The sequence below is a fragment of the Spiroplasma endosymbiont of Ammophila pubescens genome, assembly GCF_964020965.1.
GTDB lineage: Bacteria > Bacillota_I > Bacilli_A > Mycoplasmatales > Mycoplasmataceae > Spiroplasma.
The window spans coordinates 1,358,106-1,383,787 of record NZ_OZ026611.1 but is presented as its reverse complement, the minus strand read 5'-3'; the positions used below and the strand labels follow the sequence as shown (position 1 = coordinate 1,383,787).

Genomic DNA, 25,682 nt, shown 5'->3' with positions numbered 1-25,682 from the left:
AATAAAAGACCCTTTTAGGTCTTTTATTTTTTATCCTGTTTTAACTGCAATTTTAATTTTAATATCTTTAATATTTTGATTATCAATAATACCTGCATTAATATGTAAATAAATATTACCACTTACAATTTCATTAACTGGTAAATAAATACCTGCTGAATTTGTTTGAATTGATTTATCGATTTATCAAAAAATTCGTCAAATTCGAGGTAAGAAAAAAGATAAAAAAGAAATTGAAAACAAGGAGAATAAAGAATAATGTTAGGTATGTATTTAACAACAGCTGTTAATTTTCTAGCTACAGATACTCCTACTATTTCAGGTGGAATGGATTCTATTTGAAGCGGTTTGGGACAAGCAATGATGAAAGTTAAAGATGCTGTTTATGCTGTGTTACCACAATTAATGACCTTTTTAGGTGATGCTTGAATTATTTTAATTCCATTTGGAATTTGAGTAATTATTAAAATATTAAACTTTTTCCGTGTCATGGTTAAAGGCTTTTAATATTTATTATAACTGATCCATTCATATATTTTAGCTATGGCACACTAGCTTTTATGTGAGTTGATTAATTATAAACATATAATTTTATATTTTAATAGCTATTAGTTAAAACTAAGTAGTTATTTTCAGTGTGCTTTAATTTTTAATTTTATATATTTAACAATGTTTATTACAATACATATACATTATTTAAACATTTTATAGTAAAGGAGGATTAGAATGAAATTTATTAGTCCGTTGTCTTGACCAGATGGAAAAGTTAAACACTTTGATAAAATTAAAGCATTATTACCGGCTAAATTTGATAAATTTATAGATTTATTTTGTGGCGGTTCTTCAGTTGGCTTAAATGTGTTAGACCAGCAGTTATGTAACAAAGTAGTCTTTAATGATTTACATAGTGACTTGATTAACTTTTGGCGGGAAGGGATTCACTTAATCGAATTAGATTATTTACAAAAATTGGCATATCCTAATTCAAAAACTATTGATGAAATGAAAGAAAAGATAGTAAATGATTATTGTTTGAATACCGGCGAAAAATTTTTAATTAAAAATGCTTTAACTTTTAACGGAAAAGAATGAGGAACTTGAACAGATAAAAGATTACAACAAAATTTTAATTTTAATAAATTATTGAGAATTCAAAATGTTAGAAGACTATTAGTTGATCCTAAAAATAATATTGAGTCCTATAATTTGGACTATAAAAATATTATTAATAAATATTATATGGATAAAAATATTATTTGATATTTAGATCCACCATATTATTATAATAAAGGAAGAGTTTATAAACATTCAAAAATGAACTTTTATGAACTAAAAGATAATATTTTAAAAATTAAAGGTAAATGAATTTTAAGTATTGATAATTCTGAATTTATTAAAGACTTGTTTAAAGAATTTAATATTAATGAATTTGAATGAGTGTATAGTTCTACTAATTGTCATAATAAAAAGCCAAAACTTGGCCAAGAATTAATTATTACAAATTTTAGGTAGTTTGATTAATTATTAAACTTAAATGTCAAATTTGTCATTCTATTTTGAATAAAAAATTTGTTGGTAGTTTGTTTTGAGTAATGTATCATAAATCAAGTTATAAAAGTGGTTTTAATATGGCATTGTGTAAATATAATATGGAAAGTAAGGTGTTTTTATGAGTTTTTATAAGAAGAATATTAACGTACAAAATTATTTTATTCGAACAGAATTTATAGTTTTTCAAACTGACAAAGCTTCGTTTATAAATTTACCTAACCACAATAAACATATTGGTTTTTGATTAAATAATAAGTTTATTTATTTTAGTAAAAAACATTCTGATCAAGTAGCTATTGGTTTGATTTATGATAATTCTTATTATATTATGAAATATGATGAAAATTTAAAACGACATTTTTGGAAATATTTAACTGGAACACAAATAATTAATTTGTATAATCAATATAAACAAAATTATTTTATACAAATGAAAAAAGCATTATTCCCTGCTGAACCTCAAAAAGTAAAAACAAATAACAATAATAATTTAACAAATTGAACTGTTGAAAAAGTAGAACAATTAATTCGCGATTTGGAAGAATTAGATAATGAGTTTATATAATTATTGAGTTCAATTTGTAAGTTATATTATTGGTTCAAATGCTCCCGATTTTATATATATTAATCGTTTGTATTATTTATTGTTTTATTTTTTGTAATGTTTTTTAAACTTATTCAAAAAATGTGGAGTTTTTAAAAATGTAAAATGATTGAAAAAAATTAAAATAGTTTTTTATTCATGTCTTTTTGTTTATAGATAAAACAAATGTTGAAAGTATTACAATGTGGAATTTAACACAAAATGAATATTTAACTTTAATGGTTGGTGTTTGAATTGTAATTTTGTTTTTAATTTGGTTTTTATTGTGAATGATTTTTAAAATAGTTGGGTATTTTAAATAATGAAAAAGTTTGTATTTTTTTTAAAAAATTATTGTTATATTAGCGGTTCAATGGTTTTGTTTAGTTTAATTGATTTGTTACTTTGAATAATTTCATTAAATTATAATGGTTTAGTATTTTGACTATTATTTGTTTTACAATGTGTATATTTTTTTGGTGATTATGAAAAAATATTTTTTATCAGTTAAATGTATTTAGGTTAGTTGATTTTGTTTGAGATAACCCTTTGTCAGTTATCATTGGTAAGTTAGGAACAGGTAAAACATTACTTTTAACTTATTTGTCTCAGTCTATGAAATTATTAACAGATGAAATTTATAGTAATTATCCATTAGAAGATGACAAGGTTAAAGTTTTAACATTTAAAAATTTGAATTTTACTGATCGAACAAAACCAGTTCCTCCAGATGATAGTGTTATTTTATTTGATGAAAGTTATTTATATATTGATGGAACTAGTCCGCACGATGAGAAAAAAGTTCATAGTGGTAAGATACCGTGAATTGTTTTAGCAAGACATTTTGGACATCGTGCTTTGTTTACTGCTCAGCGTGAGGGTATGGTTTGAAACAATATTAGGCAATTAGCAAGTGGTATTATTATTCCAATTTCACTTAAAAAACCAATTGTTAAAAAAGGATTTAATATTTTTAATCGTTTTTTTATTATGCGAATTGGTATTTTTCAAGATATTACTGATTATGAAATTTAAAAAACAAAATCAGTTGAACGATTGTCAGAAGGTAAACGAGCAAAACATAAGTTGGATGTTGGATTAGGAATTCGGTTTTTTAAGATAATTATCCCGCTTTAATTTGCTAATAAATACGATAGTTATTGATTAAGTTTTGTTCGTGATTTGAAAAACGATGAGGTTGTTAATAAAAAAGAATACTTTTGAAAAGATATATCAAAATTAAATAATAAACAACGCTTAGAATTGTTTGATATTGATATTTTGAAAAAGAATTTAAAACCTAAAAAAGAAAAAGGAAGTGGTAAAGATGATTAATTTATTATCAGAAAGTAGTAATTGAGACAAAATTTTTAGTTTTATTTTTGATGTATTTTTGTTTATTTTTGATGTGATTTGAAATACTAAATTTCCAATAACAAAAACAACGATTGCTTATTTTGTGATCTTTTTTATGGTTATTAAATTATCAATTTATGCTATTCATGGTACATCAATACAATATAATGAATTAGGTTCAACTGTTTAAAATAGTACATCAAAATTATATTTTTCAACAGCTCGTGGAGTTTTAGATACCAAACAAGGTATACAAAAACATGTTGAAGAACGTAAACAATTTAAAATTAATCGTAATAAACAACAATTATCAAGTTTAGTAAGACAAGCAAAAACAAGAGAACAAGGATATCGAAGGGTGAATAAATAATGATTAGATTAGTTTTTTTAGTAGCGGCAATCGTTATATTTGGAACCGGATTTATTACGGTTATTATTAATCAGTTGACATCAGCAAAAAATATTATTATGGATTTATATAATTCTGATACTTTTTTACTTTCTTTGTTTGGCAAAATGGCAATTTTATTTAGTCATCCACTAATGTTAACGATATCAAGTTTATATATAATTGGGTTTATTGTTTCAAAAACATTCTATAGTTAGGAGTAGTTAAATATGAAAAAAAAATATCTTTATTTTCAATATTTATTTTAGGTATTTTAAGCTTAGTTATTTCTTTGATTACTTTAACAGCGTTTAAACCTCTAAATCAACAAAGTTATAATGTTAAGCAACAATCAACAGGAATGAATGAAACAGATTTTATTAATACAATGTTTTTACGCAGTAGTTTTTTTGAAAATTGGTCAGAAACAAATTACTTTATTAATCCGACTTTAAAAACATCATAATCATTAACTTATAATGATAAGTGATATTTAGATTTTTTAAAGGATAGTTATTCAACCGGAATTTCATTTGATAAGCCTAGTGATGAGTTCATGGATTTATATAAAAATTGAGATACTTATGCTAAACAATATAGTATTGATAAATTTTATGATGTTGATAAGAAACAATTTTTAAAAGAATTAACAAATTTTTCGTATTCATTTGCAAAATATTTTAATACTGTTGAAATTATAAATAAATTAGAAAAAAGTGTTGATAATTTGCAACAAGTTAATTTAAAGTTTCAAAATTGGAAAACTGTAAGTGGTACATTTAATGATGAATTTAAAATTAAAAATAATTGCTGAAATAGTAAAAAATAAAAGATATAGTGATATATTAGATATGTTTAATTGTAAATTGCATTTTTTATCTGTTTCGCGTATTTTACGAAAAGCATTAATAAAAAGAAAAGATAAAAAAATAGATTTAAAAAATTGAGAAAATTTATATATCAATTTGGATGATGCACATGTAACTTTAAAAAATAAAAATAATAAATCTTATTTGCAAACTGTTAGAATAATTTCATTTAATACTGGAAAAGAAAATAATAAATCTTTAAATAAAAAAAATATTGTTATTTTTTTCTTAAATAAGAAAACTTGAGGAGCAGAATTTAATGCTTTATTTATTAAAAAACAAATTCAAAAATTTTTTAAAAATTATGAAAATATTAAATTAATTATTGGTGGGGATAGTGCTAAATGAATTAAAAAAACTGCTAAAATTTTAGATGGTATGTTTATATTTGATAGATTTCATGCAATAAGAGAATTAAAGAATAATATATATTGTGGTAATCATATATTATGGTAATCGTAGTAAAGAATCCTTTAAAAATTATTTACACGCAAAGGAATTATTTTTACAAGGAAAATACGACGAATTTATAACTTTTTTAAAATCATTACAGAATGAAAGAATTAAATTAAGGTATTTTATTAATTTAAAAAATGGTATTTTAAATCAAAATAAAGAGTGAAATATTGGCGTATCTGCTGAAAGCGATGTTTCAAGAGTTGTAAAATCTTGTTTGGGATATGGGAATAAAACATTTTTATTTTCAACACTTAAAAATATTTTGGATTTAAAAATTATGAGATTTAATTTTAGTTAATTTAAAATAATTTAATTTTAGTTTTTAAACTATTTTTTAGTATGTTAAAATATGAAATTATTTTTTGTGTTATTATTTTTTTATAAAAGAAAAAAGTTTCTTGTTTTTAAATAAATTAAGTAATATCCATTTATATGCAACACTCCCAAAAAGAATAATAATTAGAAATTCTTTTACCATAACCTAAGTGTGCAAATTTTGGTTGTGGATAATAAATTGCCATTATTAAATCAAACAATAAAAATAAACTTAAAATAATTAAAGCTCCCAAACGTAAATAAAAATGGACGCGAGGATTTCATTTAAACATTGTATAACTCCTTTAACATCAAATTATATAATATATATTTTAGTCATTTTTTAGGTAAAGTACAAGTAGGCATTATTATTTTATTTTTCATAATTTCCTTATTATTTTACTAAATTTAAATCTATTTTTTAAATTTTTTTCTTCTAACACCAAAAAGTGATAAAATTATAACTAATAAAAGGAGGATTAAAAATGTTTAATTTTAATAGTGAAAAATTAAACCAGTTGGTTGTAAATTATATTAATTATACTGTTGATCCAAAGCATGATAATGAACAACAACAAAATAAACTTGATAGTAACAATTTCTTTTATCAAATTGATACTCGTCAATTAAAAAATAGTATTAATGGTGTTATTAGTTCGCATCTAGCAACATCAGAACAATTTGCAAAAGCTGGTGAAATTATTGATGAATATTATTCAGAAAAAACACCATTTATTTGGTGTACAATTACAGTTGATAATAACCAAGCAGAACGTTCATTTTTTGAAAAAAATGGTTTAACATATTTGCAAACTGGAATTGGAATGATGATTGATTTAAAAACTTTTACCGCAAAAAGTGAATTATTGAAAAACGAAAAATTTAATCCGATAACTGATCTAACAATGTTTTGCGAAGAAAAAAAACCCAAATTAATAACTACAACAAACCTTAAAATTATTAGTGATGCTGATTTACCATTAAAAGATTTACCAACTTCACAACCTAATCCTACATTAGATCAAGTTAACAATCTTTGCTATGCTGTAACCTTAACTAAAGATGAAACACCAATGACAACTGGGATTCTCTTTTTTGAAGCAACAATCGCTGTAATTAGAATTACTGACAATGATGATAATTCTGAAAATAAAAAGAAAATGTTAATGCATTTATTACATCAAGCAAAAAAAGCAAATTATCAAACTGTTGGTATTGTGGTACCAGATAACCAAGTTGCTTGGTATCAAAAACTGGGTTTTAAACCACAAGATTTATATTTTAACACTTATGTAATGCATTACTCACAAGAATAATGTTTTCTTAAATAAAGGGGAAAAGAAAAAGTAGAATCATTCTACTTTTTCTTTTCCCCTTTAGAAATTTATTCACTTTCTTCTATTGTAATTACTTTTTCAGCAAGAGCATGGGCCATTAGAAATGGTTTATTATGCCCAGGTAACACATGTCATTTTGCATCTAAATTAGTAATGCGACGTAATTCAGTAATAAAGTAATTATCATTACACATAGCTCCGGTATAACCAGGACTTGTTTTATCAGGCATTAAACTAGCACCAGTTGTCACTAAATTTAGCGCTTTAATTCTTAACATTTGAGTTCCTACGGTATGACCAGAAATATGAAAAACTTCAATGTGATAACCAATTTCTTCAACAACAGTATCACCACTTAAAGCAACAATGTTTGTTAATGGATAATTAATTCCTGGACCTAAAATTGCACCTGTCTCATCGTCAACCTTATGTTGCGACAATAATCGTAAATCAATTTTTTGAATATAAATTTTTAAATCTGGATATTCTTTTAAAACATTATCAAGGTCATCATAATGGTCAATATGCCCATGTGTAATAAATAATGCTTTTAAGGTTATTTTTTTTGTTTAATATATTCAATTGCTCTTCTTGTTGTATTTGATGCATCAATCATAGTTGCCTCATTTTGATTATTAATAATTAAATAAACATTTTGGTTATCATATGTTGCATCTACAAAGTTTTTCATTTTTGCCATAAGTTTTTCTCCTTTATGAAACAATTCTATTGATCTGCTGCGGTAAACTCTTCAATAAAATAAGAGTTTTTTTCAATATAATTTAATAAATCTTCAATTAAAAATAAAATATCATTAATATTATCATGGTCAAATCCCTTAATTTTATTAATATTCATTATATATAATTTTTGAATTAATTCATGTCCGTCATCTTGATGAAGAATTCGATAACCAAACCAACGGGCAATTCATAATGCTGCCCCCTAAAATATGACTTAAAAAAGGATTAATATTGGGATTCTCAAGATGTTCATCATGAAAAGATGTTCGAATAAAATTGGTTTTAGTTATTTCCGAAATAATGGTTAATAATAAATTAACATAATCAGTAATAGCAATTATATTTTCCCCATAAGCTTGGATTTCATCATCAATTTTAACAAAAACATTCATAATTCCTTTATATAAAGCTTTGAAAGAAACAACATCTTTTAAAGCAATATTAGGAATTAAATCTTGATAACGTTCAAAAGCAATCTTTGTTCCTCATACAGCAGTTGAATAAATACTTTCAAAAACTTCTTGCGATGGGCGATATCATTTAAAACGTAAAATAATTTTAGGATCAACAGTCCCAGTTTCTTCTGTTAAAACCTTTTGGGTCAAAGCCATTGATGTTTTATAATTTAAAGTTGCATCCTTTTGTGCTAATATCTTAATTAAATATTTTTTCTCCATAAATTTTATATCATCCTTTTGCTTCCAATTAATATTATTATAACATTTTTCCCTAAAAAAGTCTTATTAACAAAATAAAACACAATTTAAATTCCTTTAATACTAGACTTTTATTAATAACTCCAAAGAAAAAACCCTTTGAAAAGGGTTTTTATTGTTTTACTTTAAAATCAAAGAATGAATTAATTAGTAAAAGCAAAATCACGAACACTATAACGAGTTTTACCAGTAAAATCATTAAAATTCTTTTTATAAGTAATAGTAATTGCTGTAAAGCTTTCAAGATTAAATTCAGCATTTAATTTTTGTGCTAAATCATTTCATACTACACATTGCACTTCTTCACCATTATCTAAAACTCAAAATTCACATAAATCCCTTATTTGTCCATCTTTACTAGTAACTGTTTTTAATTGCGGTTGTTTTGATGCTAATAAAAACTTTTCATCGTTAATAAATTGTTCATTTTTTTTATTAAATCTGTGTTGTGGTTTATTATTATACATTCTTTCTGCCCTCCTTTCTTATTCAAATGAATATCTAAAATCATACTTTAAATTTTAAAAAGAAAAAAAGGAAGATTTATTATATTTTCATATGAACAACAATATTATATCATTAAATTTTTTTAAAGAGATTATTTTGTAAAAAATTCTCCATTTTTTTTGCTATTAATATTGTCTTTTTGCTTTTTAGGCTTTAATTTCTGAGCACATCATTTTTTAACATAATAAAGTGGATAACCACTTAACATGCCACCTAATATAAGTAAACAATTTCATAACTCTCACATATTATGGGTATTTTGTGCATAATAATACATTGCTAAGATTGAACCAATAAAAGTAATCAAACAAGAACTTAATGCTAAAATAACTAAGATAATAAAAAGTGGTTTTTGATATAATGGTTCATATTTTGAATCATTAATCCGTAAATAAATTAAACTAAGCATTGTAATAAATTTTAAAACACTAACTGCTAAAATAAAATAATTTGTAACATTAAATAATGATGTTCATAAAATATAAATAACCGCTAATATAACTAAAAATAGCATTGCTAAGTATGGCATATTAGTTCGTTTTGTTGTTTTTTGAAAAAAAGCAAAAAAAATCTTTTTCTTCACTCATTTTAAAAATCAACCGCGAATGATAAACTAAAAATGAATTTAATGAACCAACAAAAAATAAAAATTGCTAAAATAGAAAATAAATAATTCAAAACTGGTGGAATTGCTGGATTATTCATAATAGCATAATATCAAACATTATTAATTCCATTTGGTCCGATTCATGCCTGCGGTTTATTAAATTGTTAGTAAACCAATTGCTAAAATGATATAAAGAATTACAATCATAATTGTCGCAATAATCATTGCCTGGGGAATATTTTTACGAGGATTAATAACTTCTCCACTAACATAGGTAATTGCTTCCATACCAGAATAAGCAAACATCGTCATAGCTGTTGCTGGTAGTAATAAAAAGAAAGATAAATAAATTTGACTTAAATTTTGGTTAATTGTATCATCCGTAAAACTACTTGTATTACCATATACCATTGCAATAATTAATACTAATACAATTGGTAAACCCTTTAGTAAAGCAAAAATAATTTGTGAATACCCACTACTCTTTTTAATCAATAGTTGCATTAAAACTAAACCAAATAAAATCAAAACCCCAAACATTTTACTATATAATTGATTTTCTAATTTTAATAATGTCACAACAATATTACCAAAAACTAAACAAGCAGTTGCAACTGCTGTCGCACTAACAAATAACACCATAATTCATCCAAATCAAAATGAACAAGCATTCCATTTTGCTCGTTTAATTCAATAATAACTTGTCCCATTTTCAGGATACGATGTTGCACCCTCGGATAATAATAACATTTCTGGTAAAACTAATAAGCCTCCTAAAATTCATGCAATAATAATTAAAATAATAATTAAAATTGGATTAAATTGTGCTTGAAAAGCAACTTGCCCAAACGAAACTAAAATTGAAGAACCCAATGTGGCTGAAATGGCTAAGGCTAAAATTTGTCAAAAGCCGTATTTTTTTGTAATTTCATTATTTTTTCCTTTCTTGTTGTATTAAAAATGTTTTAATTGCTGCTAAATAACTTTTATGACCTTTTGAAATTGCTTCAACATGTCCTAAATTTAATAATGATACCAACTGACTTTGTCCTAATGGTTCTGATTTAATTTTCTGAGTATAAAATTCTTTACTCATAAAATAAGGGACAAAATCATCATTAGTACCATGAAAAATTAACATTGGTAAATTTTTTAATCGTTCTGTATGCTTTAATAAATCATAATGGCAAAGATTAAAACCAAGTTCTTGTTTAAATTTCTTTCTTAAACCAAAACTAATTAATCATCAACAACTCTGATAACGATATTGCATCACATACCGAAATTGTACTAATAAGTTACTAAACCCACAATCACTAATTGCTCATTTAATTAAAGCATTTTGGTATCCATGATCTAGTAAATATTTTGTTAAACAAGCCGCTCCCATACTATTTCCAATTAAGCCAATTTCATTGACGGTAAAATTATTTGTTATCCATGCAATAACATCATTTAAGTTTTCTACATTTAAATAACCAATCCCACTATATTTTCCAGCGCTTAAACCGTGTGCAACACTATCAAATGTCAAAACATTATAACCTTGTTGATAAAAATAATAAACTTGTCGTAACGCTAAGTATTTGTTTTCTGTTCACCCATGTAAACCAATTACTCACTTTTGAGAATGTGGATGTTGTAAATAAAGAGCACTAATGGATTCTTGTTGTTGGTTTAAAATTGTTACGGTTTTCATTTGTGTTTCTTCTATTGTGTTAAAACAAAAATTTAATTGCTTTAATTCTTTTGCAATAAGATCTTGATGATATGCTTCAAAACTATTAAAATCAAAACTTTTTGAATTCATTGTTAACATCCCAGTTCGTTGATAATTTTGGGTAAAATTAAAAAAATCTCGCACATATTTTTTTGATCAAAAAATAATAATTGGAAATAATAAAACAGTTAATAATATTCGTCATCAATTAAAACAAAATTGTCGATACCCATTAAGAATAATTTTTTTACTTGGTTTTTTTGTAACTACTTTCATTTTTTCCCTTTCATCAATACAACAAGAATAATTCATTTAAGATATTATTTTTTACAAAAAACTTAATTAAAGTTTATTGATAATGGTATTAATAACCTTCATTCTAACCCACTACGATAAAAACATTTGTTCAATTACATTAGCAATACCGTCATGGTCATTATCATCAGTCACTAAATCAGCAATTGTTTTAACATCATCAGGAGCATTCCCCATTGCAACACCAATTCCAGCTCATTGCAACATTGTAACATCATTATGTTCATTCCCAAAAGCTAACACATTTTTTGGTGTTAATTGGTACTTCGCACAAATTTTAGCAATTCCAGTTGCTTTATTAACATTACAACTAGTAATTTCTAACGATGAACGATCTCCGCGAATTTCTTGGGAAATTTCAATCTTTCCTTGTCATTTTGTGACAAACCGATTAATATCAGAGGTATAACTACTAATATAAATTTTATTAACATTAATATTAAAATCAGCGGAATATAAACATGCTGTTACTTCATCTTTAACGGCAGCAAAACTTGCTAAATAACTTTTGGTTATTTTATCTTCAAATCCTTTACAATGTAAAAGCATTTTATTAAATGAAGATTGATCAGCATCAAACATAATTAATGTTTCTAAATCAAGTTTAATAACATCTAAATAAATATCTCGCAATAATTGCTGATTCAAAAAATCACAAAACAAAATTTCTTTTGTGGCATTATTTGTTACAACAGACCCATTTAAACTAACAGTAAAATCATTGCTATCAGTTAAACCTAACTTTGTTGCAATATCCTTGCATTGATATAAAGGGCGACCTGTTGCAATGACTAATTTAATATCTTTGCTAACTAATCCTTTTAAAACTTGCAAAGTACGTGGGGACATTTCCCTGTTAGAATTTAAAGCTGTTCCATCTAAGTCAACAGCAATTAATTTAATATCTGGTATAATCATTTTTCTCCTATATAACATAATTCTAATATATTTTATAAAAGTTCAAACATTTATTTTTAAAATTGATAAAAACTAAAAAATAATTAAGCCAAAAAAACAAATTTTTATAATATTTTAGTTTATAATTAGTAAGTAAAGCATTCTGCTTTCATTTGAATTAACGGTAAACATTAAAAATGTTTTGAAAAGGGAATTGAGTTAATATTCTCAAGCTGTCCCAGCAACTGTAATGATGATGAACATTGTATTTATTTACTCACTAAAAAAAAGATTTTTTTGGGAAGAGACAATTAGTAAAGTGATTTTAAGCCAGTAAACCTGCCGTTAACTCCTAACGAAATAAATATCCCTGGGATTGTGATATTTGTGAGTAAATAATTTATTATTCTTAAATAATAGTTTACCCTCATAAATAAAATAATTTTTCCGCTAGAATAGGTTTTTATTGCAGTTATTTTTGAAAGGAATTATCGCAATGAAAAATTTCTCATGAAAAAAATATTTATATTATCTTTTTCCATCTTTAATTTTATTAACAGCAATTGTTTTAAATATCTATTATATTCCTAAGTATTATGAGGCAAAACGCCAAAATCATTATGAAGGAACTCATAATGTAACAATTCTTGGTCAAAATGAAGACTATAGCATTTTTTTACTAAAGGATTAAATGTTAAACATGTTAATAACCTTGGTGATGTTTTAAGTAAATATCCTAATCATTTTGGTTTAATTAATACCACTTGAGGAAATTTTCTTACCCGTGTTGGAAACATTACCTTATCTAATTCAAAAGAAGCATATTTTAATATTCAAAGTGGGGACAATAATCAAAAAAATGCTGCTCATATTCATCCTGAGTGTCGTGAATATGAAAATAATGCATGTTCACAAGGTGTTGATTATCTTAAATTAATGCCTAATGTTGATAATTTTTTTCGTTTTGTCATTACGAAGATTAATACATAAAAATTAATTAAAAATAAATTTTTCTAATGAAAAAAATAGCAAAAGAAGATATTTGATCCTCAACTTTAAAAATAATTCTAAAAATGACTGTTATTGCTCTTTTTAGTAGTTTAGCATTAGCCCTTAAAATTGCTTTTGCATTTTTACCAAACGTTGAATTTGTCACCTTTATTTTAATGTTTAGTATTGTTTTTTTACAATTACAATAAATAACAGAAAATAATAATTATTATCTTAAAACAAGTTTTAATATTTTTAATTATTTAACAGAACAATGAGAAAATTGAGTTTTTAAAACAAAACTCAATTTTTCATTAAGTGCTAAATATTGAAAAAGTAAATTACAAGAACGAATTTTAATAACCCCAGGAAAAATTAGTGATGAAAATGGCGTTGCAATGATTAATAATATTGAAGAAGTTATCAATAACGGTGAGAGAAAAGAAAATAAATACAATAAAGGAATAATAAAATATCATACAACAACATTTTTTCAATACATTGAACCAAAGGAAAATAACAATAATCTTGATTATGATATTGTTAAAATAAATGGGGTTAATTTAAACGCTGTTAATGGTTTATACACATATACTTTTGATGATAAAGAAAAAGTTAATAAATATGAAATTGAAATTATCCACCGATCAAACCCTAAAATCGAGGAGGATGTTGGTGGTAATTTTAAGTTAACAATTTTAATTGAAACAATCACCCCATCATTACAATTAAAATTAATGGGATGATGGCCAAAAAATATTGACTATGAAAAACTAACAAGTGAATTTATTAAAGATCCAAGTAATGAAAATAAAACAATTAAAAACCCCAATTATGATCAAGAAATAAATAAAGAAAAAGGAACAAAAAAACAATTAATATGGGTTCGCCATCAATCTAACACCCCATTTCCGTTAGATCCAGTTGACAGAGATGGAAATTTAATAAAAAGTAGTAGTATTAATGATTATGATATTGGTTATTTAGCAGAAGCCAGTGCAGTTGGAGCAGGATTTGAAAACTTTTACAATAATGACAACATTGAAAAAGTTATTCGTTATTTATCAAATGAAAATTTAGAGACTAAATTTTAAAATGGCTACGAATTAGAAAAAAACAAAACGGGAGATGTTAATACTAGTGCTGGGTGATTTCATTTTTTTATTCAACAAAAACGCTTTAATGATTTAAACGGAAATACACAAACACCATTTTATCAACACAAATTTATTTATGTTGATAAAAATAAAAGTTCAAATTATGGATATTTTTTAAATTCAGTTAATAACCAAAATGCTAATGATTTTTGAAATATAACACAAGGAAAACATTTAAAAAATTATATGATTAACTATAAAAAGTGAAATTCAAATAATGATTTATCAAAATTAACTTATGAAGCGGTTTTATCATATTGACGAGATTATGTTTCAGATATTCGTAATCATTGAGCGGTTAATGAAAGCATCAATAATTTTAAAGCATTAAATGATTTAAATATTAGTGCTTTGAAAATGAATGCCAAAGATATGAAAACTATTAGAAATAAAATTGAAAACTTTGTTTGAAAAGAAATAAATAAACTTAGTTTATTAGCAACAATAAATAAAGATTATATTATTAAAATATATAAAAATAGCCAATGACAGAAATTAACTGATGATGATTTAAACCAATTAATAACTAATCAGAAAGAACAAACAAAAGAAATAATGCTAAAAATCAAAGCACTAAATACATCAATGTTGTTAATTGGTGAAACAAACCAATTTAAAGTTATTAATAACTTAAATTATGATGAAAATAAAATAATTGATTTAAGTAAAATTAAATATCAAAATCAAGAATATAATTTTAAAGATAAAACAAAAGATGATATTTTTAATAATTATATTATGGAATATATTAAGCAAAGTTTTAAAATTAATAAATTAGATGAAATATTGAAACAAGATATTGATTATCAAATATCATTACAAGGATTAAATGGCAAAAAGATTAATATTAATGATAATGAATTACAGGAATTTATGAAAAAAATTCAAGAAAATAAATATAGCATTCTAAAAATTACTATTTATGCTTTGGATAATAGTTTAAAAGCAGTTGGGAATGTTTCATATAAATTAATAAACAATCCAATAACAGAAAATGCCCCCAATAAACCAAATGAAATTCCCCCAACAGACAGAATAACACCTAACACTTCTAATAAATCAAATGAAAATAACGAAAATAATGGGAATGAAGAGAAAAATAATCCAAATAAACCAGAAAAACCAAACAAACAACCAGATCCCAACAAACCTAATAAAAATAATGAAAGTGATTGAAAAAATTTTTTTAAAAAACCAGTTTATTTATTTTTTATGACTTTGATTAGTTGTGGGATAGTTGGTGGTTTTATAATTTGAATTATCATTAAAAATCAATTAAATAAAAAAATTGGGGGCAAAAAGTTGAAAAAAATAAAAGCGATAACAAAGGTAAAAAACAGATAAAATATTGGTTTATTTTTTCTTTATTTAAATACCCTTATTACGCGTTTTAAGGGTTAAATTAGATATGAAAAGTTATTTTATAATTATTATGTCGCAGTTTTAATTGCAATGATGGTTGTATTATCACAAACTATGCGAATCCAAATTATTCCAAGAACATCAATTCCATTATTTTTAATCCCCATTTTTATAAGTGGATTTATTTTAAATTGATATTGGTGTTTCTTAATTGGATTTATAGGACATTTTCTATCTGATTTAACATTATGAGGTTTTACTTTGGGATCATTATGCTGAAATATTGGAAGAGGTTTATTAGCAATTTTAATTAAATTAATTAATTGAATAAAAATAAATCATAGTATTAAAATTATTCTTATTTTATTATCAAACATAATTATTTATCTTCCGATTGATTTTGTTCTTTTTTGATTAAATATTGTTGTTTTAAATATAGAACAAATAATTATCGGAATATTAATTACGAACACAATATGTTTACCAATTTTCTATTTTATAACATTAAAAATTAAAAAAAGATTAAAAATAATTTTATAGAGAAAGGGACTATCAAAATGAAAGAAACAGAAAAATATATAAGTTATCAAGTTATGACAAATAATTTAATTTTAACAAAACCTTATTATGATATTAAAGGTAATAAATGAATTGAGTTAAGAATAAAAAATTTATTGTATCCTTATGCAAGCATTAATATAAATAGCAAATATTTTAAATTACAATATAACAAAGATTATTGTTTTATTACAATTTTTAAAAATCAAAACTTTTATATTAAAAATAAAGATGGAAAAATTAAGGGTGAGGTTAATTGAGAAAAACTACACCCTTTTTTATTAGAAATGGATAAGCAAGTTTTAATTAAAAAAGCACAACTAAAACAAATATACCAAGAAAATTTTAAATATTTTAATGGTAATAAATTTCCAAAAAAAGATGATTAATTAGATAAAATAAAAATGAAATTTTTGAAATATTTTGGCAAAGCCAAAATGTATAATGAGTAGTAATTTTGGCTTTTTAAATTTAATAAATTTTAAAGGATAAAAATTTCCAAAAAAGGAGGATAAAAAGATGGAAAAAGAATATAAATTTAAGTAATCACCACCGATTACAACTTTTAAAAAATATAAAAGTGGTACAGTTGACAAATTAATACAACATAATTTTAGAATTAAAGTACATGAAAATGTTAATCCTGAGTTTACAAAATATAATTTTTATTATATTGGTGATACAAGAGCAAAAATAAGAAAACAAATTTATTGAGATATGAATAAATTATTTAAAAATATAGAAGAAGATTGAAATAAGCAACAACAAAAATATAGTGAAGCACAAAAATCAACTTTTAAAGAGTTTTGTAATAAATATAATACTTATATAGAAATTGTTTTGCCAGCAACAAGACAAGAATGATTTGAAAAAATGGGAATATGTAAATTTACAGATATTCAAGTATGGGACAAAACAACAGATACTCGTAAAATGGGACACTTAATTCCTGAAAGTATAAATTATCATAAATTAAATGAATGAGCTAATATTGAAATAAATTTTATGAAACAATGAATGAAAAATAATCTTAAAACAGATATGGGATATTTGTATTCAACAGTTCACATGGATAAAACAATTCCCCATATTCATTTTGATTTTATTCCAATTAGTAAAGTTTTTTCAAAAAAACTTAATGGAGAAAGATACATAATTAGTAATAATAGGATTTTTTGGGGTAAAAAACAAATACAAAAATTTCATAATTATCATGCTAATTATTTAACAAAAGCAAGTTATGAAATAGAGCCTGGTAAAATTGGTAGTAAAGGTAGTTATAATGCAATGAATTTTCGACAAGTTAAACAATTTGAACGAAATAAATTAGAAAATGAAATTAATAATATATTTGATGAATACAAGTCTAGCAAAGACAATATTAAAGAATTTAGCAAAATTAAAATTATTAGTGATGATTATGATAGTTTAATTTATGAAATTAAACAATATTTAAAATATGAAAATAATTTTACAGATTATGAAATAAACCAGTTAACTAAATATTTAGATTTAGCAGAAAAAATGAAATACTACAAAATTATAACTACTGTTGCTAACCCAAAAATAGCAGATTTTAAAAATATGAGTTTAATTGAAGAAGAATTTAATGAAATGGTTTTTAAAATCAATCCAATTATGCAAAAAGGTTATGATTTGGTGAGCAGTATAGAAAGAGAGTTATAAAAATATGTGAAATAAAATCAAAAAGAAAAAAATAAGTTTATTAATTGGTTTATGTTTTGTTCCAATTATTTTTATTTTTTGTTTAACATTATTTGGAATAGGTTATTCAATTTTTATTAATTGAAAAGAAATTACAATATTTATCAATGAAATTAAGTAATTTCAAATATTATCATGATGAAATTATATAATTAAAAGTAAATACGGATTATTAATAACAGTTGGATTAAGTTTAGCGTTTTATTGCTGATTTTTTTATTTTGTTTTATTTAGTAAAGTGAAGAATAAAGAAACTGCAATTAAAACAACAAATAAAATAGATTTTGGTGATAGTAAATGATTAAGTATAAAAGAAATTGATGATATTAGTGAAAAAGTAAATATCAAAGATAATTATAAAAATACAGGCTTTGTTTTTAATTGTAATAAAAACAAAAAAGATTTATTGTTTAACTTAAAAAATAATATTCATAGTGTTATTGTTGGTTCAACAGCAAACAGAAAAACACAAGGCATAGTATTACCAACAATTTATTTAAATGGAAAATCAACCACTAAACCAACTATGATTATAACCAACCCCAAGGGTGAATTGTATAATTTAACCAGTGGTTATTTAGCAGAAAATGGTTATAAAATAAAAGTTATTGATTTTCGTAATTTAGAAAAAGGAAATACTTGAAATCCATTAAAACTAATTTATGATGACTTTATTAAAATGATAATGACAAATAAGGAAAAAGAAAAAATAAAGTGAAAAATAGAGTATCAAGATAAAATTAGATCACTTAGTCGTATGTTAATTAACAAAAATCCCGAAGATGAATTTTGAAATGAATCAACAAGTATGATTATTCAAGGAATTATTTTAGCAATATTAGAAGATTATGAAGATAAAATAAACAAAAATAATTTGATAACAGAAATCGAGGAAACTTTAAACCAAGAATCATTTTCCAATAAATTTAATATGGCATCAGTGGCAGCAATCGCTAGTTTTAAAAAAGATTTAGTTGAATGACTAAATAATCGAAAAAATACCAGCATTGCCAAAATAACCGTAAGTAAGGCTTTGGTTGATAGTAAAGAAAATAGAACACTATATGCTATTTTAATGACTGTTGCAAAAAGTTTAGAAATATTTAACAATGATTTTATTCGTAATTTAACATCCCAAAATGATATTAATTACAATGATTTTATCGAATATCCAACAGTTTTATACATCATATTTAGTGACGAAAATGATAATTACTATAAATTAATAGCAATATTAATTAGTCAAATTTATCAATTTTTAACAAATAAAGCAAGTGAAATAATCGAACAAAAACTAGAAAAACCAGTATATTTTATTTTAGATGAATTTGCTAATTTAACAAAAATAAATAACATTGAAAAATGAGTTAGTATTTCGCGCAGCAGAAACATATTTTTTCAATTTATTTTACAAGATATCAACCAATTAAAATTAAATTATGGTGATACAATAGCAAAAATTATTTTAAATAACTGTGGGATGCATATTTTCTTACATACCAATGATTTAGAAACAATAAAATATTATAGTGAATTATTTGGAACAAAAACAATCGAACAAATTAGTATTAATGAAAATAAAAGCAATATTAGTGTTTCGAAAAATTTAAAAAGTCACCCCTTAATGTTAACTAGTGAGTTAGCAAATTTAAAACAAGGACAAGGAATTGTTAAAATAGCACGCTATAACCCAATGAAAATAACTTTAAAACTATGAAAAGATTTAAAATTAGTAGAAAAAACAAACATATTTCAATTAAAAGAAATTAATTATATAAATTTTAATAAAGAATATTTTTATGATATTAAAAATAACAAAAAAGAAATAAAAGAAAATGAAATTAATGAATTTGTCAATTTAACAACAACAGAAATTAAGACAAATATTAATAATTTAAAAATGCAATTAAGAGAGTATGAAAATACAAATTACAAATCTATTCAAAATAAAACAATGATAAATTTACTTTTACAAAAAACAAAAACCTTGAAATAGAATTAATCAAAAGACAAGAAACCAATAATTATTCTGAAAAGGAATAATTATTTTTTATAAATAGTAATATTTCACAAAGTGGTCAAGCTGGAACACTTAAAAATAAACGAAGTGGGAGGATATCTGTAAGGTTAATCAACTAATTAAATTAGTACTACATGGGGCAGAAGAGTAGTCGTAAGTGATTAACTAAACCACACCTAAGGGAAACTCTACCTAAATGAGAAAAAGTTAATAAAGTTATCTAACAAATAACTAGTGAAATTAAAAGAAAAGAAAAAGAATAAGAAGGTTAATTAATTTCTCTCTTTCTATCGATAAAAATAATGTAATAAAACTGCTGACAAATTATTTTAAGAAGTATAAAATTTTACTATCATGCAATGATGATTAAAAAGGAATATAAGTATGTTAAATATTTTTAATAGTTTTAAAAATATAAACTTTGTTGAAGAAGTAAATATCGATGTTAATTTAATAGGAAAACAAAAAATGAAAGAAAAATATGAAAACCTTGACCAAGAATTAAGAGAGCAAAACCGTAATGGAAAAAATGGTTATATTTTGTTAGGGAAAAAGAATAAAATGATAAAAACTCCCTTTGGCAATATTATAATTAAAGCTTCCAGATTTGGTTATCGTGATAAAAAAGATAATAAATTCAAAACAACAACTTTATTAAATAAAAAAATTGGTTTAAAAAATAATCAAACAATTATTTTAAGTGTTAAAATAGAACTTTGAAAATTAATGGATAGTGCTAAAAGACAAAGAGATATTATGAATATGTACCCAAAATTAAATATATCAAAGATGACAATCACAAACATTAATAAGGAAATTGATTTTGCTAAATTATTTAAAGAACAATTTAAAACAAAGATTGAAAAAATAATTGTCCAAACACCATATTTGTATGCTGGAGTTGACGATTCTTTTAGTAATTTAACAAAATATAGAAAAATAGAAAAAAATATGTTTAGAACAGCATATTTTCATACTGGGTATGATGAAATAAAAAGCACTAAAAATAAAAATGTTCTAAAAGATAAAAAAATTTTTATTGTTATGAAATCAGTAAAAAATAAATACTATCTTATTAAAAAATATAAAAAAGAATTTTTACATTTTTTAAATCAAAATTTTAATATTGAAAATTGTAAGTTAACGCTAGCAGGTGGTGAAGCAAAATGAATCCAAAAATTTGAGAATGAAATTGGTGCAATTTTTATTTTAGATCAATTTCATTTAATGAAAGAATTAAAAACAATATTTCCTTATCGAAGAAGAAAACTTACTAAAAATTTAACCGATAATGAAAAAATAAGAAAACAAATTTATTGAGATATGAATAAATTATTTAAAAATGGCGATCCGAATGAAGCAATAAAATATTTAAAAAAATTAATTACAAGAAAAAATATTAAAGAATATCCATTTTTAAAAGATAAAAAAGATAAAATCAATGGTTTCATTAAATATATCAAAAATAATTCTGATGGTATTAAAGTTTATAAAGAAGATTGATATATGGGGTCTTGTACTGAACCACAAATTTCGCATAATGTCAAATGATTAAAAGGATATGGTGCTAAATCATATAGTGAAAAAGTTTTTAAAAATATGATTGCATTGAAAATGGCAAAAGAAAATGGTGTTAATTTAATTGAGTTTTATCTTAATAAATTAAACAAAAAAAATGAAAAAGAATATAATTATTATTTTAAAAATGAAGATAAGTATAATCAGCAATTTTTAATAAATAAAAATGTTGCTCACCAAGCACAATGTTTTGTCTAAAATTTAAAGTAAAAATCAATAATTTAAAATAAATTTATTAAATAATTTGCGAATTATTATTTTTTGTATTGTAAATTATTACTTTTATGTTATTATTAAATTAATTAAAAAAGATAAATTTATCTTTTTCTTAGGAATTTTATTTTAATAGATAAATATTTATTAGAATAAGGTATCACCAACAGAATAATTTACTCCCTCATTCAGCACGTTTAAGAAGATTAGTTGGTAATAAATTAAAAATTGCTCCAGCTAGTGTTAATGCTTATGTTTTGGGTGAACATGGTGATTCATCAGTTTCTGTTTGATCAAAAGCTTCAATTATGCAAAAATCAATTGCTGATTTTGTGGCAGAAGGAAAATTAACAGAAAAAGATTTAGAAGATATGCACCAACAAATGATGAAAATGGCTTATACAATCATTGATTTGAAAAAAGCAACTTTTTATGGAATTGGTGTATGTTTATCATCAATTGCAAAAGCAATTTTAAATGATGAAAGATCAACCTTTTTAATTGGTGCAAAATGTGAAGGTGAATATAATGTTACGAGAACTTACATTGGTGTACCAGCAGTTATTGGTGTTAATGGGATTGAAGAAATTATTGAATGAAAATTAACAAAAGAAGAGCAAGTTAAATTTGAAAAATCAGCAACACAATTACATGAAGCTTTAAATGTTGCTCTTGCAGCATTAAAGTAATATTTAGGAGGACTTTTTAAGTCTTTTTTTATGTTAAATTTATAATATTTTTTTCTTTTTTAAAAGAAAAATGTGGTATCATTATCTCATAGGATTGTATATTTTTATATCAACCATGTATTAACTATGTATCAATTATCAACAATATCAATTTAATATATACAAAAAGGAGTTTTTAAATATGAAAAGATTTACTTTAGGAATGATTGCAGCGACAACGACTTCAGTTGCAGGTATGCCAAATATTAATAAAGGAACTTCAACAGTTCAAGCGCATAAATTTGCACAAGAGGCAGTAGAATATAGTATTGCAAGTATGACATGAACAGATACTTTTCCTGCGCAAAAACTTGCCTCTGGTTTTGTCAATAAACAAAAAGCTTTAGTTTTTGAATATGGAAACTATGCTAAGACTTGAGCAGAATTTGTTCAAAAATATCCAAAATTTAAATTTACTACATTAAGTATGAAAACTAATTTAAAAGGAGACCAAAAAATAAGAGATTTGTCAAATATTACTTTTAACACTGCTGATTTTAAATTACAAGAACGAAATGGTCAATTTATAATTGACACAATTGAATCAAAATATATTACTGATTTTATTCGTTTATCAGTTCTTGGTCAAGTAAAAGAAGACAAGAAGATTATTAATTTTGGTGTTGTATATAATATCAATATTTCACAACAATATGTTAGACCTTATCCATTTTTTAGTTCAGAAACTGACAAAATCCAGTTTTACAGTGAATAAAAAATTAATTTGTTTGTAAAAAAAGGATAATAATTTTGAAATTTGATAGGTTGTATCAAATTAGAAAAAACGGAAAAGGCTATCGTAGCAATAGTAATAAAATTAAAATTAGAAATATTTATGAATATTTTATTAAAATTATTACTTTAATAATTATTCCATTACTATTAATTGTTTTAATTTATGGAATTGGCATGATTTTACAAGAATATACTAGTAATCTTGTTGCCCTAACGATTGGTGATGTTTGTATTAAGATTGGAAAAGCAGTCTTTAACAATTTATCAATTATCTTTTGTTTAGTAATAGTGATTAGTATTACCAACAATGTAAAAGCTGTAGCAATTGCTGTTACTGGCTTTTTAGTTTTCATTGTGATGCAATATGTATTAATTCAATATAAAATAACCCCAGAAGGAAAACTTTATGTAACAAGTATTCTCTTCTTTTACCAAGGTGAAAATTTAGCAATGTTTTTAGGCTCAAGTTTTGGCCTTGTTACTTTAAATACGTCAATTTTAGGGGGAATAACAGTAGGAATTATTTCATCATACATTTACATTAAGTGTATTGATTTACGCTTGGCAAAACCATTTGGTTTATTAAATGGTTTTCCATTTGTTACCTTACTTGTTGTTTTAGCAAGTATGTTCTTAGCGTTATTTTTCTTATTACTATGAATTGTAATTGCAATTGTTTTAAACCATATTTATCAATGAATGTGACAACAAAATGCAAACCATTTTTTAGGAGCTGCTTTTGTTTATGAACTATTAAATACATTATTAATTCCATTTGGTTTTAAAGATCTTGTTACTAATTTATTTATTAACCCAAATGTTGAATTATTAAGTCAAACAGAGTTTGAAAATTTATTCAAAAATATTGCCGTTCATTATGGTTGAATACACAATATTTTTGATGATACTTGGAATAATGCCACAATTCAAAAAGTGTGGGATTTTATTAACCAACCAACATTTGAAGAACGTCATTTAACAATTTTAGATTGACTTAACTTACTACCAATTGACCGGTTACCACAAGCAAATGGTTATTCTGCGCAAACTTATAATTGGTTTTTATCTAGTAATTTTGGTCATTTATTACAACTAAAATTACCACCAAATTATGCATTTGTCTTTGGTGGTTCGTTAGCAATTAGTACGGCCATTATTTTAACTAGTAAAAAAGAAAACCGTATGCCAACAGCAATTTTAATGACAGCAATTGTGGTGGTTACTATTTTAACAGGGAATAATGTTATTATTAATTTATTTACTTTCTTTGTTTCACCAATGTTATATTTTTGTGTTTATACTCCACTTGCTGGTCTTAATGGTTTATTTATGTCGATGTTTGATGTGCATATTTGAGTATCATTTGTTAATGGTTTAATTGATTTTATTTACAGAGGAATTATTCCAGTGACCAAAGGAACTAATTTCTTCTGAGTCCCAGTCTTTACTCTTATTTGATTTGTTATTATTATGCCAATATTTTGGAAAGCAATTCTTTATTTTGATTATCTTTTTATTGGTCGAAGAGAAACGATTTTACCACGAATTACTCACAAGAATTATCATGAAATGTGGAATCATTAATGGATAACAAATATATTATTATTTAAGTTAATGGAAAGGTGTTATTTTATAACACCTTTCCATTAACTTTTTAAATATCTATTAACATTATATTTTAGAATGTTATAATTATTATACAAAAACTATGCCATGTGGAAAATATGAAATGCTATTTATTTTAATTCATATTATATTAAACGGGAAATTTAAAAATAAAGGAAAATTTAAAAATAGGTGAAAAATATGTCAATCAAGAGTTCTGAAATTAAGAAAATAGGTTCTTTTATTTTTGATGATACTTACTGAATACCTGATTATCAAAGAGAATATTCATGAGATAAAGAATAACTTACTGATTTATGAATAGATTTAGAAGAAATGATTAATGGAGAAATGGAGTCCCATTTTTTTGGGCAAATAGTTGTTCATAATAGTATTAATGAAAAAAAGAGTTTTATTATTGATGGACAGCAACGTATGACAACAACTATTATTTTACTATCAGTTTTTAGGAAATTTTTTGAAAGTATTAATTTAGAAGATTCAAAAGAGACTGCCAATGATATTACAAGTAAATATATAGGTAGAATTACTGAAACACGCGAAGAACAAACATTATATTTAGGTGAAAGTGATAGAATTTTTTTAAAGATGTAATACAAGTCAAAAATCCAATAATTCCAAAGGAAA

At 23.8% G+C, this 25,682-nt stretch carries 33 protein-coding genes, 3 pseudogenes and 1 riboswitch; of the genes and pseudogenes, 25 read left to right on the top strand and 11 right to left on the bottom strand.

Annotated elements, in window-relative coordinates:
- Positions 1 to 148: 148 nt before the first annotated feature.
- The 11 genes and pseudogenes from ABNT63_RS09060 (at position 149) to ABNT63_RS09010 (ending at position 5,504) form a co-directional block, all read left to right on the top strand.
- A complete protein-coding gene (locus ABNT63_RS09060) occupies positions 149 to 259 on the top strand; it encodes a hypothetical protein (RefSeq protein ID WP_348737182.1) in 111 nt (36 codons plus the stop codon).
- Complete coding sequence (locus tag ABNT63_RS09055) at positions 259 to 507, top strand: hypothetical protein (RefSeq protein ID WP_338990511.1); 249 nt, start codon at positions 259 to 261, stop codon at positions 505 to 507. The genes ABNT63_RS09060 and ABNT63_RS09055 overlap by 1 nt, the downstream gene beginning before the upstream one ends.
- A 219-nt stretch (positions 508 to 726) precedes the next feature.
- Positions 727 to 1,512 carry a DNA adenine methylase gene (locus ABNT63_RS09050; protein ID WP_348735443.1) on the top strand — a complete coding sequence of 262 codons (786 nt, stop codon included), beginning with the start codon at positions 727 to 729 and terminating at the stop codon, positions 1,510 to 1,512.
- A 157-nt stretch (positions 1,513 to 1,669) separates the two neighbouring features.
- Positions 1,670 to 2,116 carry a DUF3627 domain-containing protein gene (locus tag ABNT63_RS09045; protein ID WP_348735442.1) on the top strand — a complete coding sequence of 149 codons (447 nt, stop codon included), beginning with the start codon at positions 1,670 to 1,672 and terminating at the stop codon, positions 2,114 to 2,116.
- A 173-nt stretch (positions 2,117 to 2,289) separates the two neighbouring features.
- Positions 2,290 to 2,457: a DUF2649 family protein gene (locus tag ABNT63_RS09040; protein WP_348737180.1), complete on the top strand. Its 168-nt coding sequence runs from the start codon at positions 2,290 to 2,292 to the stop codon at positions 2,455 to 2,457.
- Positions 2,457 to 3,469, top strand: a pseudogene (locus ABNT63_RS09035) (hypothetical protein). Before ABNT63_RS09040 ends, ABNT63_RS09035 begins: the two are co-directional and overlap by 1 nt.
- Positions 3,462 to 3,860: pseudogene (locus ABNT63_RS09030) on the top strand (hypothetical protein). Before ABNT63_RS09035 ends, ABNT63_RS09030 begins: the two co-directional pseudogenes overlap by 8 nt.
- Entirely contained in the window at positions 3,860 to 4,096 is a 237-nt protein-coding gene (locus ABNT63_RS09025) for a hypothetical protein (RefSeq protein WP_348735441.1), read from the top strand. Before ABNT63_RS09030 ends, ABNT63_RS09025 begins: the two are co-directional and overlap by 1 nt.
- A pseudogene (locus ABNT63_RS09020) lies at positions 4,093 to 4,650 on the top strand (spiroplasma phage ORF1-like family protein); the annotation flags it as partial. The gene ABNT63_RS09025 and the pseudogene ABNT63_RS09020, both read left to right, overlap by 4 nt.
- A gap of 10 nt (positions 4,651 to 4,660) precedes the next feature.
- On the top strand, positions 4,661 to 5,203 hold the full coding sequence (locus ABNT63_RS09015; RefSeq protein WP_348735440.1) for a UPF0236 family transposase-like protein: 543 nt from the start codon (positions 4,661 to 4,663) through the stop codon (positions 5,201 to 5,203).
- Complete coding sequence (locus tag ABNT63_RS09010; RefSeq protein ID WP_348735439.1) at positions 5,181 to 5,504, top strand: hypothetical protein; 324 nt, start codon at positions 5,181 to 5,183, stop codon at positions 5,502 to 5,504. The genes ABNT63_RS09015 and ABNT63_RS09010 overlap by 23 nt, the downstream gene beginning before the upstream one ends.
- Before the next feature lie 130 nt (positions 5,505 to 5,634).
- Here the strand turns inward: ABNT63_RS09010 and ABNT63_RS09005 are convergent, their stop codons facing one another.
- The gene (locus ABNT63_RS09005) at positions 5,635 to 5,814 is read right to left on the bottom strand and encodes a hypothetical protein (RefSeq protein ID WP_348735438.1); all 180 of its coding nucleotides are present in this window, start codon (positions 5,812 to 5,814) and stop codon (positions 5,635 to 5,637) included.
- A 192-nt stretch (positions 5,815 to 6,006) separates the two neighbouring features.
- Between ABNT63_RS09005 and ABNT63_RS09000 the strand changes: the two genes are divergently transcribed.
- Positions 6,007 to 6,837 (top strand): hypothetical protein, encoded by an 831-nt coding sequence (locus ABNT63_RS09000; protein WP_348735437.1) that lies wholly within the window; start codon positions 6,007 to 6,009, stop codon positions 6,835 to 6,837.
- A 68-nt stretch (positions 6,838 to 6,905) separates the two neighbouring features.
- Here ABNT63_RS09000 and ABNT63_RS08995 read toward each other — a convergent pair whose 3' ends face one another.
- The 9 genes from ABNT63_RS08995 to ABNT63_RS08955 all read right to left on the bottom strand — a co-directional run bounded on the left by ABNT63_RS08995 (position 6,906) and on the right by ABNT63_RS08955 (position 12,384).
- Entirely contained in the window at positions 6,906 to 7,382 is a 477-nt protein-coding gene (locus ABNT63_RS08995; RefSeq protein WP_348737178.1) for an MBL fold metallo-hydrolase, read from the bottom strand.
- A gap of 32 nt (positions 7,383 to 7,414) precedes the next feature.
- The gene (locus tag ABNT63_RS08990; RefSeq protein ID WP_348735436.1) at positions 7,415 to 7,558 is read right to left on the bottom strand and encodes a hypothetical protein; all 144 of its coding nucleotides are present in this window, start codon (positions 7,556 to 7,558) and stop codon (positions 7,415 to 7,417) included.
- Between the two features lie 26 nt (positions 7,559 to 7,584).
- Complete coding sequence (locus ABNT63_RS08985; RefSeq protein WP_348735435.1) at positions 7,585 to 7,716, bottom strand: hypothetical protein; 132 nt, start codon at positions 7,714 to 7,716, stop codon at positions 7,585 to 7,587.
- A complete protein-coding gene (locus ABNT63_RS08980) occupies positions 7,706 to 8,278 on the bottom strand; it encodes a hypothetical protein (RefSeq protein WP_348735434.1) in 573 nt (190 codons plus the stop codon). Before ABNT63_RS08980 ends, ABNT63_RS08985 begins: the two co-directional genes overlap by 11 nt.
- A 182-nt stretch (positions 8,279 to 8,460) precedes the next feature.
- Entirely contained in the window at positions 8,461 to 8,784 is a 324-nt protein-coding gene (locus ABNT63_RS08975) for a hypothetical protein (RefSeq protein ID WP_114565262.1), read from the bottom strand.
- A 131-nt stretch (positions 8,785 to 8,915) separates the two neighbouring features.
- Entirely contained in the window at positions 8,916 to 9,407 is a 492-nt protein-coding gene (locus ABNT63_RS08970) for a hypothetical protein (RefSeq protein WP_348735433.1), read from the bottom strand.
- A 180-nt stretch (positions 9,408 to 9,587) separates the two neighbouring features.
- Positions 9,588 to 10,304, bottom strand: coding sequence for an APC family permease (locus ABNT63_RS08965; RefSeq protein WP_348735432.1), 717 nt, complete (start codon positions 10,302 to 10,304; stop codon positions 9,588 to 9,590).
- 58 nt (positions 10,305 to 10,362) lie between these two features.
- Entirely contained in the window at positions 10,363 to 11,427 is a 1,065-nt protein-coding gene (locus ABNT63_RS08960) for an alpha/beta hydrolase (protein WP_348735431.1), read from the bottom strand.
- Positions 11,428 to 11,538: 111 nt separating this feature from the next.
- Complete coding sequence (locus ABNT63_RS08955; protein WP_348735430.1) at positions 11,539 to 12,384, bottom strand: Cof-type HAD-IIB family hydrolase; 846 nt, start codon at positions 12,382 to 12,384, stop codon at positions 11,539 to 11,541.
- Between the two features lie 144 nt (positions 12,385 to 12,528).
- Positions 12,529 to 12,724, top strand: a riboswitch (cobalamin riboswitch).
- Positions 12,725 to 12,859: 135 nt separating this feature from the next.
- On the opposite strand from ABNT63_RS08955, the gene ABNT63_RS08950 reads away from it, so the two are divergent.
- The 4 genes from ABNT63_RS08950 to ABNT63_RS08935 all read left to right on the top strand — a co-directional run bounded on the left by ABNT63_RS08950 (position 12,860) and on the right by ABNT63_RS08935 (position 15,854).
- Positions 12,860 to 13,054, top strand: a complete 195-nt coding sequence (locus ABNT63_RS08950) for a hypothetical protein (protein ID WP_348735429.1) — start codon at positions 12,860 to 12,862, stop codon at positions 13,052 to 13,054.
- Between the two features lie 325 nt (positions 13,055 to 13,379).
- Positions 13,380 to 13,562: a hypothetical protein gene (locus tag ABNT63_RS08945; RefSeq protein ID WP_348735428.1), complete on the top strand. Its 183-nt coding sequence runs from the start codon at positions 13,380 to 13,382 to the stop codon at positions 13,560 to 13,562.
- A gap of 189 nt (positions 13,563 to 13,751) precedes the next feature.
- Positions 13,752 to 14,447: a hypothetical protein gene (locus ABNT63_RS08940; RefSeq protein ID WP_348735427.1), complete on the top strand. Its 696-nt coding sequence runs from the start codon at positions 13,752 to 13,754 to the stop codon at positions 14,445 to 14,447.
- 249 nt (positions 14,448 to 14,696) lie between these two features.
- Positions 14,697 to 15,854, top strand: a complete 1,158-nt coding sequence (locus ABNT63_RS08935; RefSeq protein WP_348735426.1) for a hypothetical protein — start codon at positions 14,697 to 14,699, stop codon at positions 15,852 to 15,854.
- Positions 15,855 to 15,940: 86 nt separating this feature from the next.
- Here the strand turns inward: ABNT63_RS08935 and ABNT63_RS08930 are convergent, their stop codons facing one another.
- On the bottom strand, positions 15,941 to 16,249 hold the full coding sequence (locus ABNT63_RS08930; protein ID WP_348735425.1) for a hypothetical protein: 309 nt from the start codon (positions 16,247 to 16,249) through the stop codon (positions 15,941 to 15,943).
- A gap of 180 nt (positions 16,250 to 16,429) precedes the next feature.
- On the opposite strand from ABNT63_RS08930, the gene ABNT63_RS08925 reads away from it, so the two are divergent.
- From ABNT63_RS08925 to ABNT63_RS08885, 9 genes are all read left to right on the top strand, one after another.
- Positions 16,430 to 16,819, top strand: coding sequence for a hypothetical protein (locus ABNT63_RS08925; RefSeq protein ID WP_348735424.1), 390 nt, complete (start codon positions 16,430 to 16,432; stop codon positions 16,817 to 16,819).
- A gap of 328 nt (positions 16,820 to 17,147) precedes the next feature.
- Complete coding sequence (locus ABNT63_RS08920; RefSeq protein ID WP_348735423.1) at positions 17,148 to 18,116, top strand: plasmid recombination protein; 969 nt, start codon at positions 17,148 to 17,150, stop codon at positions 18,114 to 18,116.
- 4 nt (positions 18,117 to 18,120) lie between these two features.
- A complete protein-coding gene (locus ABNT63_RS08915; RefSeq protein WP_348735422.1) occupies positions 18,121 to 18,276 on the top strand; it encodes a hypothetical protein in 156 nt (51 codons plus the stop codon).
- A gap of 117 nt (positions 18,277 to 18,393) precedes the next feature.
- Positions 18,394 to 20,151 (top strand): VirD4-like conjugal transfer protein, CD1115 family, encoded by a 1,758-nt coding sequence (locus ABNT63_RS08910; RefSeq protein ID WP_348735421.1) that lies wholly within the window; start codon positions 18,394 to 18,396, stop codon positions 20,149 to 20,151.
- A 408-nt stretch (positions 20,152 to 20,559) separates the two neighbouring features.
- On the top strand, positions 20,560 to 21,951 hold the full coding sequence (locus ABNT63_RS08905; protein ID WP_348735420.1) for an Mbov_0401 family ICE element transposase-like protein: 1,392 nt from the start codon (positions 20,560 to 20,562) through the stop codon (positions 21,949 to 21,951).
- A 155-nt stretch (positions 21,952 to 22,106) separates the two neighbouring features.
- Positions 22,107 to 22,655, top strand: a complete 549-nt coding sequence (locus ABNT63_RS08900) for a hypothetical protein (protein WP_348737176.1) — start codon at positions 22,107 to 22,109, stop codon at positions 22,653 to 22,655.
- Between the two features lie 181 nt (positions 22,656 to 22,836).
- Positions 22,837 to 23,409, top strand: a complete 573-nt coding sequence (locus ABNT63_RS08895; RefSeq protein WP_348735419.1) for a hypothetical protein — start codon at positions 22,837 to 22,839, stop codon at positions 23,407 to 23,409.
- Between the two features lie 35 nt (positions 23,410 to 23,444).
- A complete protein-coding gene (locus tag ABNT63_RS08890) occupies positions 23,445 to 25,013 on the top strand; it encodes a PTS transporter subunit EIIC (protein ID WP_348735418.1) in 1,569 nt (522 codons plus the stop codon).
- Positions 25,014 to 25,385: 372 nt separating this feature from the next.
- Complete coding sequence (locus tag ABNT63_RS08885) at positions 25,386 to 25,649, top strand: DUF262 domain-containing protein (protein WP_348735417.1); 264 nt, start codon at positions 25,386 to 25,388, stop codon at positions 25,647 to 25,649.
- Positions 25,650 to 25,682: the final 33 nt, after the last annotated feature.